We start from the raw sequence: 15,741 nt of genomic DNA, 5'->3' as shown, positions 1-15,741 counted from the left end.
ATATCAATATTTGTTTTATTTACAACAATTTATATTGTAAATGCTGTAATTTTTGCGTATATAAAAATACGTAAAATTTGAAAGTTACTTCAAAGAAACGTTTTAAAAGTTATTGTTTTCTGTTAAGTTTGTAATGATGAAGTATACCCTTGGAAAACAAGAGAGATTAAAAAGTAAAAAACTCATAGAAAAGCTATATAAAGAAGGCAGTTCTGTAAAAGCATTTCCGTTAAGAATGGTTTTTTTACAAACGGAACATACTTCAGAGTATCCTGCACAAATGGGCGTTTCTGTAGCCAAAAGAAATTTTAAAAAAGCACCAGATAGAAATAGACTTAAAAGGTTAATGCGTGAAAGTTATCGTTTACAAAAAGAAATTGTTTACGATAATGCAGATAAGCCTTATGTTTTTATGATTTCGTATCTTGGTAAAGAAGAAAAAGAGTATCATGAAATCTATACTAAAATGAACAAATTGTTGCATTTGTTTGTAAGTGAGATAAAAAACAAAAAAAACGATGAACATCAATCATAAAAAGAAAATAGGCATTGTTGTATTTGTGGCAGTGCTTTTTTTATCATTTTCATTTAAATCTAAATTTTTTGAAGTAGCAAAACAGATTGAGATCTACAATTCTTTATTCAAGGAATTAAATATGTATTATGTAGATGAAATTAATCCTGCAGATTTAACAGATAGGGTCATTAAAAACACCTTAAAGGATTTAGATCCTTACACTAATTTTTATAACGAACAAGATGTTGAAGATGCTAAAATTAGAAGAGAAGGTGAGTATGCAGGAATTGGTGTTTCTGTGTATTACACAAATCAAGGAATTCAAATTAAAGAAATTTACAAAGGGTTTTCTGCTGATAAATCTGGTTTAAAAGCTGGTGATATAGTTGTTTCTGTTGATGGACAATCATTAAAAAATATGGAGAGAGATGAACTTTCTATGTTTTTAAAAGGTACACCAAACACAAAGGTGAATGCCAAAATTTTAAGGCAAGCTCAAATTCTAGATAAAGTTTTGGTGAGAGAAAAGGTTGTTGTAAACCCTGTGCCTTTCTATCAAATGATAAACGAAGAGACTGGATATATAACCTTAACTCGATTTAATAATAAAGCTTCCTCTGAAGTAAAAAAGGCTTTTATTGATTTGAAAGCCAAAGGAATGAAAAAATTGGTTTTTGATTTGCGTTCAAATCCTGGTGGATCGCTTTTAGAGGCTATAAATATTTCTAACTTTTTTGTACCAAAAGGCAAAACCATTGTAACAACAAAAGCAAAAATTAAAAAATGGAGTAATAATTATAAGGGTTCTAATGATCCTTTAGATTTAGAAATTCCGATTGTAATTTTAGTAAACGGAAGTTCTGCTTCAGCATCAGAAATTGTAAGCGGTTCTCTGCAAGATTATGACAGAGCAGTTATTATGGGTCAGCGTTCTTTTGGTAAAGGTTTAGTTCAACGTCAAAAAGAACTTACCTATGGTACACAATTAAAACTAACTATTTCTAAATATTACACCCCTAGTGGAAGGTGTATACAAGAATTAGATTACACCAATAGAGATACTAAAACAGGTATTGTACCTAAGTTTTCTGATAGAGGTATTAACGCTTTTAAAACGGCTAATGGAAGAACGGTTTATGATGGAGGAGGAATTATGCCAGATGTGGAAATTAAATTATCAGCTAAAACAGAGGCTACAGATGCATTAATAGGCTCTAAAGCAATTTTTAATTTTGCCACAGACTACTATTATGAAAACACAAATATTGCAGATCCAGAAAACTATGTTTTTACAAAAACTGATTTTAAAAAGTTTACGAATTATTTAGTTAACGATACTACGTTTGTAACTCCACAAGAAAAAATGTTCGAAAAAGCATATTTGGCTGCCGAAAACAATGCTATTGCTAAAGAATACCAAACCTTAAAAAATAGTTTAGTTGAACAAAAATTAAGTGCAATTAAGAAGAATGAACATATACTTACAAATTTGTTGCAAGAAGAAATCTTGTTAAAATATTATTTTAAAGAAGGGGTTTATCAAAATAGAATTAAGAAGGATGAGGTTATTTCTCAGGCAGTTAATTTGCTTAATAATCAGCCAAAGTATAATCAAATATTATCAGGCAAATAACTATATATTTGCAAGACAAAATTTAGAATGTTACATACCAAAAATATAGAGAGAACAAGGGCACAAGAGTCTACAAATGCCATTGAAAAATTATACATTTCAATGCGACACCTATTTACAAGGGGTTTTTATAAACCAATGGGTGTTTCTGGAGAAACTTTACGAAAATCGTTATTGTTATTACGTCCAGAAATTTACGGTTCTATTGCAGAAGAAAAAATTGAATTAGATGGTTTAGTTTATGTGATTGAAAGGTTGCCAGAAGGAATTGAGCAATGTCAATTTATTAATTTAACTGCAGATGAAGGTTATAAAAACTCTCATTTTAAGGCAATAATTCCACCAAAAAGAAGAAGAAATTGCTACAGAATTGATAAAGATCAAATGAATATTGAAATTACCAGAGGTAGATCTGAGATTTATGATATTCTAACCCACTTAACATTTTTATTTATAGAGTCTCATAAAATTCAAGAGCGAGTTTCTATTAATGAAGGTGAAGATTTTACCAGAGAATGGCTTCATTTAGAGGATGTTGTTTTACATCAAAAAGAAATATCTGAAGAAGAAAAAGAAGTAATTATTGTTCATTTGGGTAATATTTTAGGTAGAACTTTTGATGAAGTTTCTGCCACTTACAAGATTTTTTCAACAGAAGAAAATCCACATAAATTTTTCGGATTAATTTATTGGTTAGGAAAATTAGCCATTAAAGAAGTGCTTGAAAGTAAAAAAAGAACAGTAACCTTTAGCTCACTATTGATAGAAGAAATTGGGCATCATATTTATGGTGAAATTTGGGCAAATGACATCAAACATATTTTAAAAGAATATCAATTATTAGAAAGACCTTTGCATATTATAAGTGCAAATATGCACAGTGTTCTTAATTCTATTTATGCAAAAGGAGCTTTGCCAAAAGAAGCAGAAAGTCATAAAGAATTTGAACTTTATCAACTTTTAAGTAATTCAGATAGTAAACCATTGCAAAAGAAAGTGATGGATTATGCTTCAAAAAATGGTTTGATTTACGTTAAAGATACTTCAGGTACCAATATTAATGTACAAATTATTGATACAGATAAAATAAATTTTAATGATTCTCCGTTTCAAAAACAGCATTCTTTAGAAGAGAAACCTGTAATTATTGTTATGGATTATGCTTTTGGTGAACAAGCTTATGAAACGATGGACGAATTGTTAAAGCCATATGAAGCAGATGCAGAAAAAGTTCACTTAGATGTTAAATCTATTTCAATTATGGGTAAAGCTGGTATTTTAGAAGGTGGTAAAGGGGATATAATGATTCCTTCTGCCCATATTTTTGAAGGTACAGCAGATAATTATCCTTTTAAAAATGAACTTAAGAAAGAAGATTTAGAGGGTTTTGGAGTAAAAGTTTTTGATGGTTCTATGATTTCTGTTTTAGGTACGTCTTTACAGAATAAAGATTTATTAAAATTTTTTCATGATTCTACATGGAATGTAATTGGTTTAGAGATGGAGGGTGCACATTACCAAAAAGCAATTCAGTCTGCATCTAAAATTAGAGGTAATATTTCTGAAGATGTAAAAGTAAGATATGCTTACTATGCCTCAGATAACCCTCTAGAAACAGGAGCAACATTGGCTTCTGGAGGATTGGGAATGACAGGTGTTACACCAACATATGCCATAACACAGAGAATTCTCGAACAAATATTTTAAATTAAACTAGCTTTAATATATAGTAATATGTCAACAAATCAACCAAACAATAAAAACGAAGAAGAAGTAGACTTAGGATCATTATTTGTAATTATTGGTAAAGGATTCAAAAACTTTTTCAATTTTATTGGTAATATCTTTAAAGGGATTTTCGACTTTTTTATCGTTATTCTTTTATTTCTAAGATCTAATTTTATCAAAATTTCTGGGGCTTTACTTCTAGGAATTATTGTTGGTTTCATTTTTGAGACCTCAAAACCAGATTCTTTTGGTTCAGAAATGATACTTCAGCCAAACTTTAAAAGTTCTAGACAGCTTTACAATAACATTAATTTTTATAATGATCTTGTAAAACAGAAAGATACAGCAGCACTTCAAAAAGTATTTAATTTAGATAAAGCTGAGGCAGCTTCATTACAAAAATTTACCATTGAGCCAATTAGGGTTGAGAACGATATTATAAATGCTTACGATCAATTAGTTTTAGAGGTAGACACTTTAACCATTAAAAGTTACGAATTTGAAACTTTTAAAAATTCGTTTACAGACTATGATTATAATTTTCACAAGATTAATGTAGTCGCTCAAAAAAATGATGTTTTTGATAAGTTAGATGAGGTTATAATTTCATCCGTAGTAAATAATAAATATTTCAAAAGATTTAAAGAACTAACCAATGAAAATCTAAACAGAAAAGATTCCCTATATCGTAAAAATTTAGTTCAGTTAGATTCTTTGAGAATGGTCTATATGCAGGTAATGCTAGAAGAAGCTAAAAACCCAAATTCAGGAACAAGTATAGATTTAGGTTCAACTGCAACTAAAACCACAAATGAATTAGAGCTTTTTAATACGAATAGAAGGCTTAATTCAGATCTAGAAGAAATATCAGAAGAGAAATCAAAAAATTACGAAGTAATCAATGTAATTTCTAATTTTCAACCTATTGGTCATGAATTTAAAGAGGTTACCAAAAATTATGCATTTTTAGTAGGTATTGCATTTGCAGGTCTAATGATTGTAATACTTCTGTTAATTAAATTAAATAGGTATTTAGAAAACTATAGTAAATAGCTATGAAATCACTTTTAATTACTGGTGGAGCAGGCTTTATTGGCTCTAATTTTATACCCTATTTTTTAGAAAATAATGAAGATGTAAAGGTTGTAAATTTAGACTTGTTAACTTACGCTGGTAATTTAGAGAATTTAAAGGAAATTGAAGATCACGATAATTATGATTTTGTAGAAGGTGATATTTGCGATAGAAAATTAGTAAAAGCACTTTTTAATAAACATAAGTTTGATGGAGTAATTCATTTTGCAGCAGAATCTCATGTAGATAATTCCATTGAAAACCCAGATGCATTTGTAAGAACCAATGTCTTTGGAACATTTAACTTAATTGATGTTGCAAAGAACTTTTGGATGCATTCTCCATTTCAATTTAATGAAGGTTTTGAAAATTCTAGGTTCCATCATATTTCTACAGACGAAGTTTATGGTACATTAGGAGATTCAGGCTTATTTACAGAAAAAACGCCTTATTCACCCAATAGTCCTTATAGTGCTTCAAAAGCATCTTCAGATTTTTTGGTGAGAAGCTATTTTCATACGTATGGTATGAATGTAATTACAACAAATTGTTCTAACAATTATGGTCCTAAACAGCATAATGAAAAGTTAATACCAACCATTATTAGAAAAGCTTTATCAAATGATAAAATCCCCATTTATGGAGATGGAAAAAATATTAGAGATTGGCTGTATGTTTTAGATCATTGCAGAGGTATTGATTTGGTGTATAAAAACGGTAAGTTGGGTGATACCTATAATATTGGGGGTAGAAATGAAAGAGACAACTTATATATTGCCAATAAAATTTGTGAAATTTTAGATGAAGTTCAACCTAAGAATGAATCTTATAAAAATCAAATTAGTTTTGTAAAAGATAGACCTGGTCATGATTTTAGATATGCTATAGATGCTGATAAAATAGAGCGTGAATTAGGCTGGAAAGCTCAAGAAAATTTTGAATCAGGAATCAAAAAAACTATTAAGTGGTATTTAAAAAAATATCAATAAAATTATGAAAGGAATAGTATTAGCAGGAGGTTCAGGTACAAGATTGCATCCACTTACGTTGGCCATAAGCAAGCAATTAATGCCTGTTTATGACAAACCTATGATATATTACCCAATTTCTACCTTAATTTCAGCAGGTATCAATCAAATATTAATTATATCTACACCAAAAGATCTTCCACTTTTTAAAGATCTTCTTGGAGATGGAAGTAAAATTGGATGTCAATTTGAGTACGCAGTTCAGGAAAGTCCAAATGGTTTAGCAGAGGCATTTATTATTGGAGAAAAATTTATTGGCGATGATGCTGTAGCTTTAATTTTAGGCGATAATATTTTCTATGGATCTGGTTTGGCAAAACTGCTCAAAGAAAATACAAATCCTAAAGGAGGAGTTGTATATGCTTATCATGTAAACGATCCAGAAAGATATGGTGTTGTTGAATTTGATGATAATAACAAGGCTATTTCCATTGAAGAAAAGCTAGATCAGCCAAAATCTAATTACGCAGTTCCTGGAATCTATTTTTATGATAACGATGTTGTTGCAATTGCAAAAAATATACAACCAAGTAAAAGAGGCGAATTAGAAATTATAGAAGTAAATAATGTATATCTAAAAAAAGGAAAACTTTCTGAAGAAATCTTAGATAGAGGTACAGCATGGTTAGATACAGGAACGTTTAACTCTTTAATGCAAGCAGGTCAATTTGTGCAGGTTATAGAAGAGAGGCAAGGCTTAAAAGTAGGTTCTATAGAAGAAGCAGCTTATAACAGTGGCTTTATAAATAAAGATCAATTTAGAAAATTGGCTCAACCTCTTTTAAAGAGTGGTTATGCTATTAATTTATTAAAACTGTAATGAAGGTAACCGAAACCAATTTGAAAGGATGTTTTGTGATTGAACCACAGATTTTTGGAGATTCTAGAGGGAGCTTTCTACTAGAATTTAATAAAGAAGAATTTAAAAAGAAAACAGGATTCAATAATGAGTTTGTATTAGGTAATCAATCAATCTCTCAATATGGAACGATAAGAGGCTTACATTTACAAAAAGGTAAGTTTGCTCAAGCAAAATTAGTTAGAGTAGTAAAAGGTAAAATTTTAGATGTTGTGGTTGATGTAAGAAAAGATTCTGAAACATATGGTAAAGTCTTTACTATAGAATTATCAGGAATAAATAACAAACAAGTTTTTGTACCAAAAGGTTTTTTACATGGCTTTTCAGTTTTAGAAGACCATACAATAGTTTATTATAAGTGCGATAATTATTACAATCCAGATTCAGAGGCTGGCGTAATTTTTAATGACAAAGATTTAAATATTGACTGGAAATTAGGAAGTGATGAGATAATATTGTCAGAGAAAGATGCGATACTAAAAACATTTAAAGAGTTTTAAAATATAAGAATATATATGTGTGGTATTAACGGTTTTTATTCAAAAACTAGAATATTAAAAGCAGATAAGAGAATCTCTAAGATGAATTTAGCAATAAATCATAGAGGACCAGATGCTCAGTGCTTTTCTGAATATGAAAAAAATATTATGCTAGGGCATGTTAGGCTTAGTATTATAGATGTTAGAAGTCTAGCAAATCAACCAATGTTTACAAATTCAAAAAAATGGGGTATTGTATTTAATGGTGAGATATATAACTTTAAAGAAATTAAAAAAGAACTTAAATATTCATTTAAAACCAATTCAGATACCGAAGTTATTATTGCTGCTGTAGAAGAATATGGTGTAGATTGGTTTATATCCAAAGCAAATGGAATGTTTGCAATTGCTCTTTTTAATTATGATGAAGAAAAGCTCTTTTTAATAAGAGATAGAATGGGTATAAAACCATTATATTATTTCAATGATGATGAAAAAATTATTTTTTCTTCTGAGATAAAAGGGGTTTTATCAAGTGGTTTGCTAAACCCTGTTTTTAATGAAGCCGCGATTGATGAGTATCTAGGAAATAGATACATTAGAGCTCCTTATACTTTTTTTAAAAATATCTATCAAGTTAAACCTGGATTTTATCTAGAAATAGGAAAAGATTTATCTATTAAAGAAAATAAATATTGGGATCTGCCTGAAGCATTTAATACCTCAAACTCTTATAAAGAGGATAAAATTATAGCCGATTTTGACCAAGAACTTAATAAGGCTGTTAACTATCGTTTGATTTCTGATGTGCCTTTAGGTACCTACTTAAGTGGAGGAGTAGATTCAAGTATTATAACAGCTATTACAGTAATAAATTCAGAGAAAAAAATCAATACATATACTATTGGTTTTAAAGAATTGAATGAGTTCAAATATTCAAAAATTATTGCTAATAAATACAATACGAATCATCATGAAATTTTAATGGATAAAGATGAGTATATTGATAAGTGGAAAGAACTTATTAGATATAAAGATGCTCCATTAGGTGTTCCAAACGAAATTCCTTTAGCTTTAATGTCTACAAAACTGAAAGAAAAAATAACGGTAGTATTATCGGGTGAAGGTGCAGATGAACTTCTTGGTGGTTATGGAAGAATATTTAGACTACCATTCGACTATGAAAATCATAAAAAAGAAAAATCTTTTTATGATACTTTTATAAATGCTTATGAGTATGTGCCAAGAGCAATTAGAGATAAAGTTTTAAATTCATCTACAGAATACAGAAAAGTTTTTGATGAAGTAAACACAAAAGCTTTTTCTAATCATTCTAATGAGGAAAATGTTTTTCGATTTTTTCATAAATATCATGTAAAAGGTTTGTTGCAAAGGGTAGATATGACTACAATGCAAACCTCTGTAGAAGCAAGAGTTCCTTTTTTAGATCATAATTTAATCGAATTTTCATATAAAAACATTCCTTATGATCTTAAGTTAAAGTGGTTAAATAATACTGGAAAAGAAGAGGCAAAGTTTAAATTGGCAAAAGACTATAGTGAGGTTTTAGATATTCCTAAATACATTTTAAGAAAGATATCTTATAAATATCTACCAAAAGAAATTATAGAAAGAAAAAAGGTTGGTTTTCCAGTACCTCTAAATAATTGGTTTACTAATCTAGAGAATCTTGCAAAAGAAAATCTATCAAATTCTAAATGGTTAAAAAAAGAAGCTTTAGAAGAGCTCATACTTAAAATTAAAGATGAAGAAAGAGCAGGTCAAATTTTATGGATGTTTTTAAACATAGAATTTTTTAAAAATAATTATTTTGAAAAAACTTGGAAATGGGATTAGAAAATAAAAAAATAATAGGATATACTTCTGGGGTCTATGATCTTTTTCATGTGGGCCATTTAAATCTTTTAAAAAATGCGAAAGGTTTATGCGATCACTTGATTGTAGGGGTTACTTCAGATGAGTTGGTTGCTTATAAAAACAAAAAAGCAGTTATAAATCATTCAGAAAGAATGGAAATCATTAGAAGTATCAAATACGTAGATGCTGTTGTACCACAAAATGATATGGATAAATTTAAAATGTGGGAAAGACTAAAGTTTGATATTATGTTTGTTGGAGATGATTGGTTTAAAAGTGAAAAATGGAAAAAATTAGACAAACAATTCAAAGATGTAGGGGTAAAAATTGTTTATTTCCCTTATACAGAGGGTACTTCATCTACCTTAATTAATCAGACTCTTTTGAATTTAAGAAAAGATAAATAGTTTTAGTGTTAGGAATGATTAAAAATAAACTTAGAGGTTATTTAGTAAATTTATTAAAACGAATTATTACAAATAAACGTAAAATAGTTTATCACAGTTTTCCAGATTTTACAGATAATAGCTTTGCAACTTTTGTTTTTGTATCAAATAATCTTCCAAAATATAAAAATATTTGGCTTGTAGATAGTTTAGAAAAAAAAGACTTTTTTTTAAAACTTATAGCTAATTATACAGCATCAGAAAATTATATAATTTTAAAAAAGAAATCTGTTAAAGGTTTTTTTCATTATTTAACTGCGGAGCTAGTTTTTCATACGCATGGTTTATTTAACGAATTAGGTTTAATTAAAGGTCAAAGAAAAATTAATCTTTGGCATGGAATGCCAATTAAGAAAATTGGTTTATATGAAGGTTCTGAAAGTAAAATACCTATTTCTAACATTCATTTATCCACATCACAGTTTTATCAAAAAATATTGATGAAAGCATTTGGTTCTAAAATAAATCAAGTTCAAATTGTTGGTCAAACACGAAATGATTTACTTCTAAATGATAATATATCAATTCATCGTTTATTTAATGATCGCGAAAATTATGCTAAAACAATTCTATGGATGCCTACTTTTAGAAAATCTGTAGTTCGAGATTTAAGAACCGATGGAAGTATTGAAAAAGAAAAAGATTTTATAAATCCAGAATACTTAAAAAAACTTAATAGCTTTTTAAAAGAAAGTAATTCAATAGTATACGTTAAACTACATCCTATGGATTATAGGGGGTTAGAAGATTTTATAAATTATACAAATATTAAATTCTTAAATAATAATTCTTTTATAGAAAAAGGTGTAAATATGTATTCCACATTTAGTTCTTTCGATATTCTTTTAACAGATTTCTCCTCTATTTACATAGATTTTCTTTTATTAGATATACCAATCGGATTTGTTTTTTCAGATTTACAAGAATTTAAAGAATCTAGAGGGTTTGTTTTTGAAGACCCTATAAAATATATGCCAGGAGAAATTATTTCTAATGAAAAAGAATTAGAACTATTTTTATCTGAAACTATTCTTAAAGAAAAAGATTCTTATATAGAACAAAGGAGTCAAATGAAAAATTTATTTCATAAGTATCATAAAAATTTTAATGAGCAATTGTTCAATAATCTTTCAAAATTCGAATATTAATGAATCTTTTTAAAAATAAAGATTACATAATTATTTTAAAAAACTTTTCTTTTTTAAGCCTATTAAAATTTTTTAATATTGGCTTTAAATTTGTGTTAGTAGCTTATTTAATTCGAATTTTTGGTACTAAGATTTATGGCTTATTAACATGGGCTGATTCAGTAATACAGTTTTTTTTGATATTCATAAATTTTGGTTTTAATGTTTATGCAGCAAAATATATTGTAGATAATAGAAACGATACAAAGAAAATAGATGAAGTGGTTTCTTCTATTTACATTATAAAATTTGTGCTTTTTATTTTCTCATTTCTAGTATTATTTGGAATTTCATTTTTCAATCCTTTCTCAGAAAATATTGATTTATTATTTCTATTATTACTTTTAGGTCTTGGAGAAGTTTTTTTTCCAATTTGGTTCTATCAGGGAGTAGAGAAGTTAAAGACGGCTACTATAATTATTTTTATATCTAGGCTATTTGTAATTATAAGTACATTTTTATTTGTAAAATCTCAAAACGATCTTTTTATTTATGTATGGTTATTAATTAGTTCTAATATAATTATGGGGTTTTTAGGACTTCGTTCTTTAAAAGTAGATTATAAAATTCAATTTTATTTAGTGCCCATTAAAAAAATGCTAGAGTATTTTAGGGCAGCAATTATGTTCTTTTTAGGAAGATTTTTGTCGCTAGTTTTCAATTACGGAACTATTTTTTTAATAGGTATATATTCCTCTATGGATGATGTTTCTGGTTTTGATACTGCATCTAAAATTGTGTTTTTTTGTGTAATACCTTTCGAAATGATTCAGCAAGCTGTTTTTCCTACAATCTCTAGAACTTTAGATAAAAAATTACTAATTAAGCTTATTGGCCTGAGTCTTTTTTTTGGTTTAATTATGTATTTACTAATAAATTATTTTTCAGAAGAACTCATGAGCTTTTTAGGAGGTTACGAATTAATAGAATACGCTTCTGTTCTTAAAACACTTGCCTTATTAATACCTTTAATTTCCTTAACCTATATATTAGGTACCTGTGCATTGGTTGCATTTGGCTTTTTTAAACAATATAATAACTCACTAATAATCAGTTCTATACTGTATATTATATTCGTTTTAATTTTATTTGTTTTAAACAAAATTACGTTCTGGAATTTAATTTACCTACGTATTCTATCTGATTTTGTATTAGTTTTTACAAGAGGCTTTTATGTTGTAAAAAATAAAGTATTAAGTTTATAAGTGCTTATGAAGTTAAAATCTATTTTTTTTACATTATTTATTGCCACTTATTTGCCATTAATTTTATTCACTAAAATTCCGTTTTTTATAAAAACACTTTTTACGTTAAATTTTTTGGTTTTAGCAGTAATGACCTATTACTATTTATACAGGGATAAGAAATTTGCTCCTATACTTTCATCTTACATAGTATTTAATTTTTTGTTTTTTCTTATTGCTCCCATGTTGCAAGTGCATAATGTCTATGTAACAGAAAATCTAAATTTACCAACAAAGCTGGTTTACAACGATTATCTTATTATTAAAACCAATATTCTAGTATTACTATTCAATATTGTCTTTTTTGTTTTTTACAGATATTTTAACGCAATTAAAAACAAAGTGGTAAGCTACAAGAAAAATAAAAATTTACCATTTCACATTATTGTATTCTTTTTCTTAAGTATAGTAATTTTCATTTTAAATTTTAGTCATATACAAAGTGAGTACTTAAATAGTAATTATTTTGATTTGGAAGGAACTTCGAAATCTAGTTTATTAATAAGAGAAAAAATAATATTAATGGTTCCTTTTATGGCTTTTATAATGGCTATAGGTTACTTACGCATCACTAAAAAATCAAAAAATTACTATTACATTTTATTTGTAACTATTCTATTGTTGGTTTTGGTATTGTTAATAAAAAATCCATTAACAGAAAAAAGAAATGCTTTAGGACCAATATACATCACTCTTATTTTTTTACTATTACCAAGACTATTAAATACCAATTTTAAAATTTTAGTATTTTTATTTATGTCTATGATTATTGTGTTTCCTACAATATCATTAATTACCCATTCAGGTTATTCCTTAGAGCAGCTAGTAAACAATCCAAAACTTTTTCTTAAAAAAGCGAATGAACATGGAATTACAAATACTTTTACTTCATTAAATTACGATGCATTTATAAATTTTTCTGCATCAATAGAATATGCAGAAAAGAACTCTTTATCTTATGGTAGGCAACTTTCTGGAGGTTTGTTCTTTTTTGTTCCAAGAAAAGTATGGGAAAATAAACCCATTTCAAGTGGTGAGTTTATTGGGAATTATCTAAGAGATAATTATGGAGATAAATATAGTTTTACAAATTTATCTAATCCCTATGTATCAGAAGGATATTTAAATTTCGGAATTTTGGGCATTATAATGTTCGCAATTTTACTTGCTTTTTTCATGTCGAGAATGACGAATTGGGTAAATGGCAATGACCCCTTAAAAAAAGCGGCATCTTTTTATGCTGCCATTCATTTAATTTTCTTTTTGAGAGGAGATTTTACAAATGGCTTTGCCTTTTTGTTTGCTACTTTTATAGTAATATTGGTAATTCCAAAGCTTTATTTTTCACTATTTAAAAGAGTTGATTATGAAAATTATAAATAACATAACTCTTCTTTTAATTTATTTAAACGCTAGCCTTCTTGTTTTTCCAGATAAAGTAAAACCATACCTTATATTTAGTTTACTATTAAGTATTGTTTTTCGTAAATTAAAATTAAAAACCAAACAAAAACATTCAAATCAAAAACTATTAATTAGTCTCGGTTTCTTTGGGTTTTTATTAGTCAGTTGTTTTTTTTCTGACAACTTCTATGTTGGATATAAAAAATTAGAATCGAGTGCCTCATTAATAATTTTTCCTTTAATCTTTTATTTATTAGCTGGCGATACTCAAATTCTTAATACCAAATCTTTAGAGGTAATAAAGAAAATGGTAATTTTTTCTACTCTGTTATTTTTGATTTTTTCTTTTAGTTATTTTTATATCACAGAGCCATATTACACATTTAAAAGCACATTAGTCCACTATTCAAATTTAATTAATATTAGAAATACTGGATATTTAATTCACCCAATTTATCTATCAATTTATGTAGGAGTATCAATAGTTTTTTCTTTAGAACTATTTATTAAAAATAAAAAATATGTCTTTTTTATTTTGTCACTAGTCTTATTGATTTTTATGGGTATCTTGAATAAGAAGGGCCCAATATTATCACTTTTAGTGATAGGAGCTTTTTATTTATTTAGAAATAAGCTTAATTTAAAAAAGAGTATTTATCTAGTACCAGTTTTTCTTCTTTTAATACTTTTGATTATTTATTTGCCTAAGTATAATAATATAAATACGTTTTCTGAGCTAAAAGATTTAATTGCGCAGAAAAGTAATGAAGATTCATCTACAGGAATTAGGTTACAAATTTATGATTGTACAATTCGTAATATATCTAAATCACCAATTTTAGGCTATGGTATTGGAGATGTTAATGTGGTTCTAAATAATTGCTATTTAAACTCGAATTCTTTAGAAATTCAAAAAAATTATAATACACACAATCAGTATTTCAGTATTTGGTTGTCTGCAGGAATTTTTGGTTTAATGGCTTTTTTATTTTACTTATTTACCGTGTTTAAAATTGCAAGAAAACAAGATTTAAAAATGCTTTATCTTTTAAACTTATATTTTATATTAAATATGCTAACAGAAAATATATTGGAAAGAGAAGATGGGGTGATATTTTTTTCATTTCTTATTAATTTGTATTTCTTTAAAAATGATTTAAATGACGACTAATGTAGTTCATGTATTAGAAGATTTTTCTTTATCAAGTGGGGGGTTGAGAACTGTTGTAAAGGAGTTGAATGAAAGACTTTTAGAAAATGGCATAAACTCTGTTATTATATCAACAAGATGTGAAGAAGAAGACGATATTATTTTAGTTAAAGGAGGTTCAGTTCCTTGGCGATATTCATCAAATTTAGTTGATGAAATAAAACGATTACATACAAATAAAAAAATTGATTTAATTCATATTCATGGTGTTTGGATGTATCCTCAGTATATTTCTGCTAAATATGCTTTTAATAATAATATCCCTTATATCATAACTTGTCATGGCATGTTAGAACCTTGGTTATGGACTAAAGGTAAATTTAAAAAGGAACAGTACTTTAAACGTATAGTTTATCAATACTTTAATAGTGCAAATTACTTGCATGCAATAACGCCATTAGAAGCAAAGGAATTAAAAAAATTATTCCCAAAGAGTAAAATTAAAGTTATACCAAATTTAATATCTATTGAATCTCCTTTTAAAGCTAATCTTAGTTTTGAAAATAAATATATATTATACCTAGGTAGGCTAGATGAAAAAAAAGGAATCGATATCTTAATAAAGGCATTTTCCAATTTAGAAGATAAAAATATAAGACTAAAAATAGCTGGAGAATTTAATGAGTATAAGAATGAGCTTGCTAAAATTGCTGATGACTTAAACATTTTAGAAAGAGTAGATTTTGTAGGATTGGTAAAAGGAAAGGAAAAAGAAAAACTTTATAGAGAAGCTTTTGTATTTGTAGCTCCATCACATTCAGAGGTTATTGGTATGGTTAATTTAGAAGCAGCTAAAAACCAGACGCCTGTAATAACTACCTATCAAACTGGTTTGTTAAAGGATTGGAATAAAAATGGAGGCGTATTGATTAACCCTTCAGAAAATAATCTATTTTCTGAATTGTCAAAAGCTGTAAGTTGGTCTAGGTCAGAACGAAATCTAAGAGGACAAAAATTAAGAGATTTTGTAGAAAAGGAGTACTCTTGGGACACAAAGATTAAAGATTGGATTGGTTTTTATAAAACTACAGCTAACGAAATAAAATAGTTTTAA

At 27.5% G+C, this 15,741-nt stretch carries 14 protein-coding genes; all 14 read left to right on the top strand.

Going from position 1 to position 15,741, the window contains the following annotated elements; translation table 11 throughout:
• The first annotated feature begins 136 nt into the window (after positions 1-136).
• The 14 genes from rnpA to V7R38_RS02780 are packed head-to-tail and all read left to right on the top strand — an operon-like array spanning position 137 to position 15,735.
• Positions 137-535, top strand: coding sequence for a ribonuclease P protein component (gene rnpA / locus V7R38_RS02845; protein WP_334055966.1), 399 nt, complete (start codon positions 137-139; stop codon positions 533-535).
• A complete protein-coding gene (locus V7R38_RS02840; RefSeq protein WP_334055965.1) occupies positions 519-2,150 on the top strand; it encodes a S41 family peptidase in 1,632 nt (543 codons plus the stop codon). Before rnpA ends, V7R38_RS02840 begins: the two co-directional genes overlap by 17 nt.
• A 27-nt stretch (positions 2,151-2,177) precedes the next feature.
• Positions 2,178-3,857 (top strand): DUF6909 family protein, encoded by a 1,680-nt coding sequence (locus tag V7R38_RS02835; protein WP_015481854.1) that lies wholly within the window; start codon positions 2,178-2,180, stop codon positions 3,855-3,857.
• Between the two features lie 27 nt (positions 3,858-3,884).
• Positions 3,885-4,931: a hypothetical protein gene (locus V7R38_RS02830; protein ID WP_334055964.1), complete on the top strand. Its 1,047-nt coding sequence runs from the start codon at positions 3,885-3,887 to the stop codon at positions 4,929-4,931.
• A 2-nt stretch (positions 4,932-4,933) separates the two neighbouring features.
• Complete coding sequence (gene rfbB, locus V7R38_RS02825) at positions 4,934-5,941, top strand: dTDP-glucose 4,6-dehydratase (RefSeq protein WP_334055963.1); 1,008 nt, start codon at positions 4,934-4,936, stop codon at positions 5,939-5,941.
• 4 nt (positions 5,942-5,945) lie between these two features.
• A complete protein-coding gene (gene rfbA, locus V7R38_RS02820) occupies positions 5,946-6,800 on the top strand; it encodes a glucose-1-phosphate thymidylyltransferase RfbA (RefSeq protein ID WP_334055962.1) in 855 nt (284 codons plus the stop codon).
• On the top strand, positions 6,800-7,339 hold the full coding sequence (gene rfbC, locus V7R38_RS02815; protein WP_334055961.1) for a dTDP-4-dehydrorhamnose 3,5-epimerase: 540 nt from the start codon (positions 6,800-6,802) through the stop codon (positions 7,337-7,339). The genes rfbA and rfbC overlap by 1 nt, the downstream gene beginning before the upstream one ends.
• Positions 7,340-7,354: 15 nt before the next feature.
• Positions 7,355-9,175: an asparagine synthase (glutamine-hydrolyzing) gene (gene asnB, locus V7R38_RS02810; RefSeq protein ID WP_334055960.1), complete on the top strand. Its 1,821-nt coding sequence runs from the start codon at positions 7,355-7,357 to the stop codon at positions 9,173-9,175.
• Positions 9,166-9,603: an adenylyltransferase/cytidyltransferase family protein gene (locus V7R38_RS02805; RefSeq protein ID WP_334055959.1), complete on the top strand. Its 438-nt coding sequence runs from the start codon at positions 9,166-9,168 to the stop codon at positions 9,601-9,603. The genes asnB and V7R38_RS02805 overlap by 10 nt, the downstream gene beginning before the upstream one ends.
• Positions 9,604-9,617: 14 nt before the next feature.
• On the top strand, positions 9,618-10,790 hold the full coding sequence (locus V7R38_RS02800; RefSeq protein ID WP_334055958.1) for a CDP-glycerol glycerophosphotransferase family protein: 1,173 nt from the start codon (positions 9,618-9,620) through the stop codon (positions 10,788-10,790).
• Positions 10,790-12,034: an oligosaccharide flippase family protein gene (locus V7R38_RS02795; protein WP_334055957.1), complete on the top strand. Its 1,245-nt coding sequence runs from the start codon at positions 10,790-10,792 to the stop codon at positions 12,032-12,034. Before V7R38_RS02800 ends, V7R38_RS02795 begins: the two co-directional genes overlap by 1 nt.
• A 6-nt stretch (positions 12,035-12,040) precedes the next feature.
• Entirely contained in the window at positions 12,041-13,456 is a 1,416-nt protein-coding gene (locus V7R38_RS02790) for an O-antigen polymerase (protein ID WP_334055956.1), read from the top strand.
• Entirely contained in the window at positions 13,440-14,648 is a 1,209-nt protein-coding gene (locus tag V7R38_RS02785) for an O-antigen ligase family protein (protein ID WP_334055955.1), read from the top strand. The genes V7R38_RS02790 and V7R38_RS02785 overlap by 17 nt, the downstream gene beginning before the upstream one ends.
• Positions 14,638-15,735, top strand: coding sequence for a glycosyltransferase (locus V7R38_RS02780; protein ID WP_334055954.1), 1,098 nt, complete (start codon positions 14,638-14,640; stop codon positions 15,733-15,735). Before V7R38_RS02785 ends, V7R38_RS02780 begins: the two co-directional genes overlap by 11 nt.
• Positions 15,736-15,741: the final 6 nt, after the last annotated feature.

Source organism: Polaribacter sp. P097, assembly GCF_036864555.1.
Classification (GTDB): domain Bacteria; phylum Bacteroidota; class Bacteroidia; order Flavobacteriales; family Flavobacteriaceae; genus Polaribacter.
This window is presented reverse-complemented; position numbering and strand designations above follow the sequence as displayed.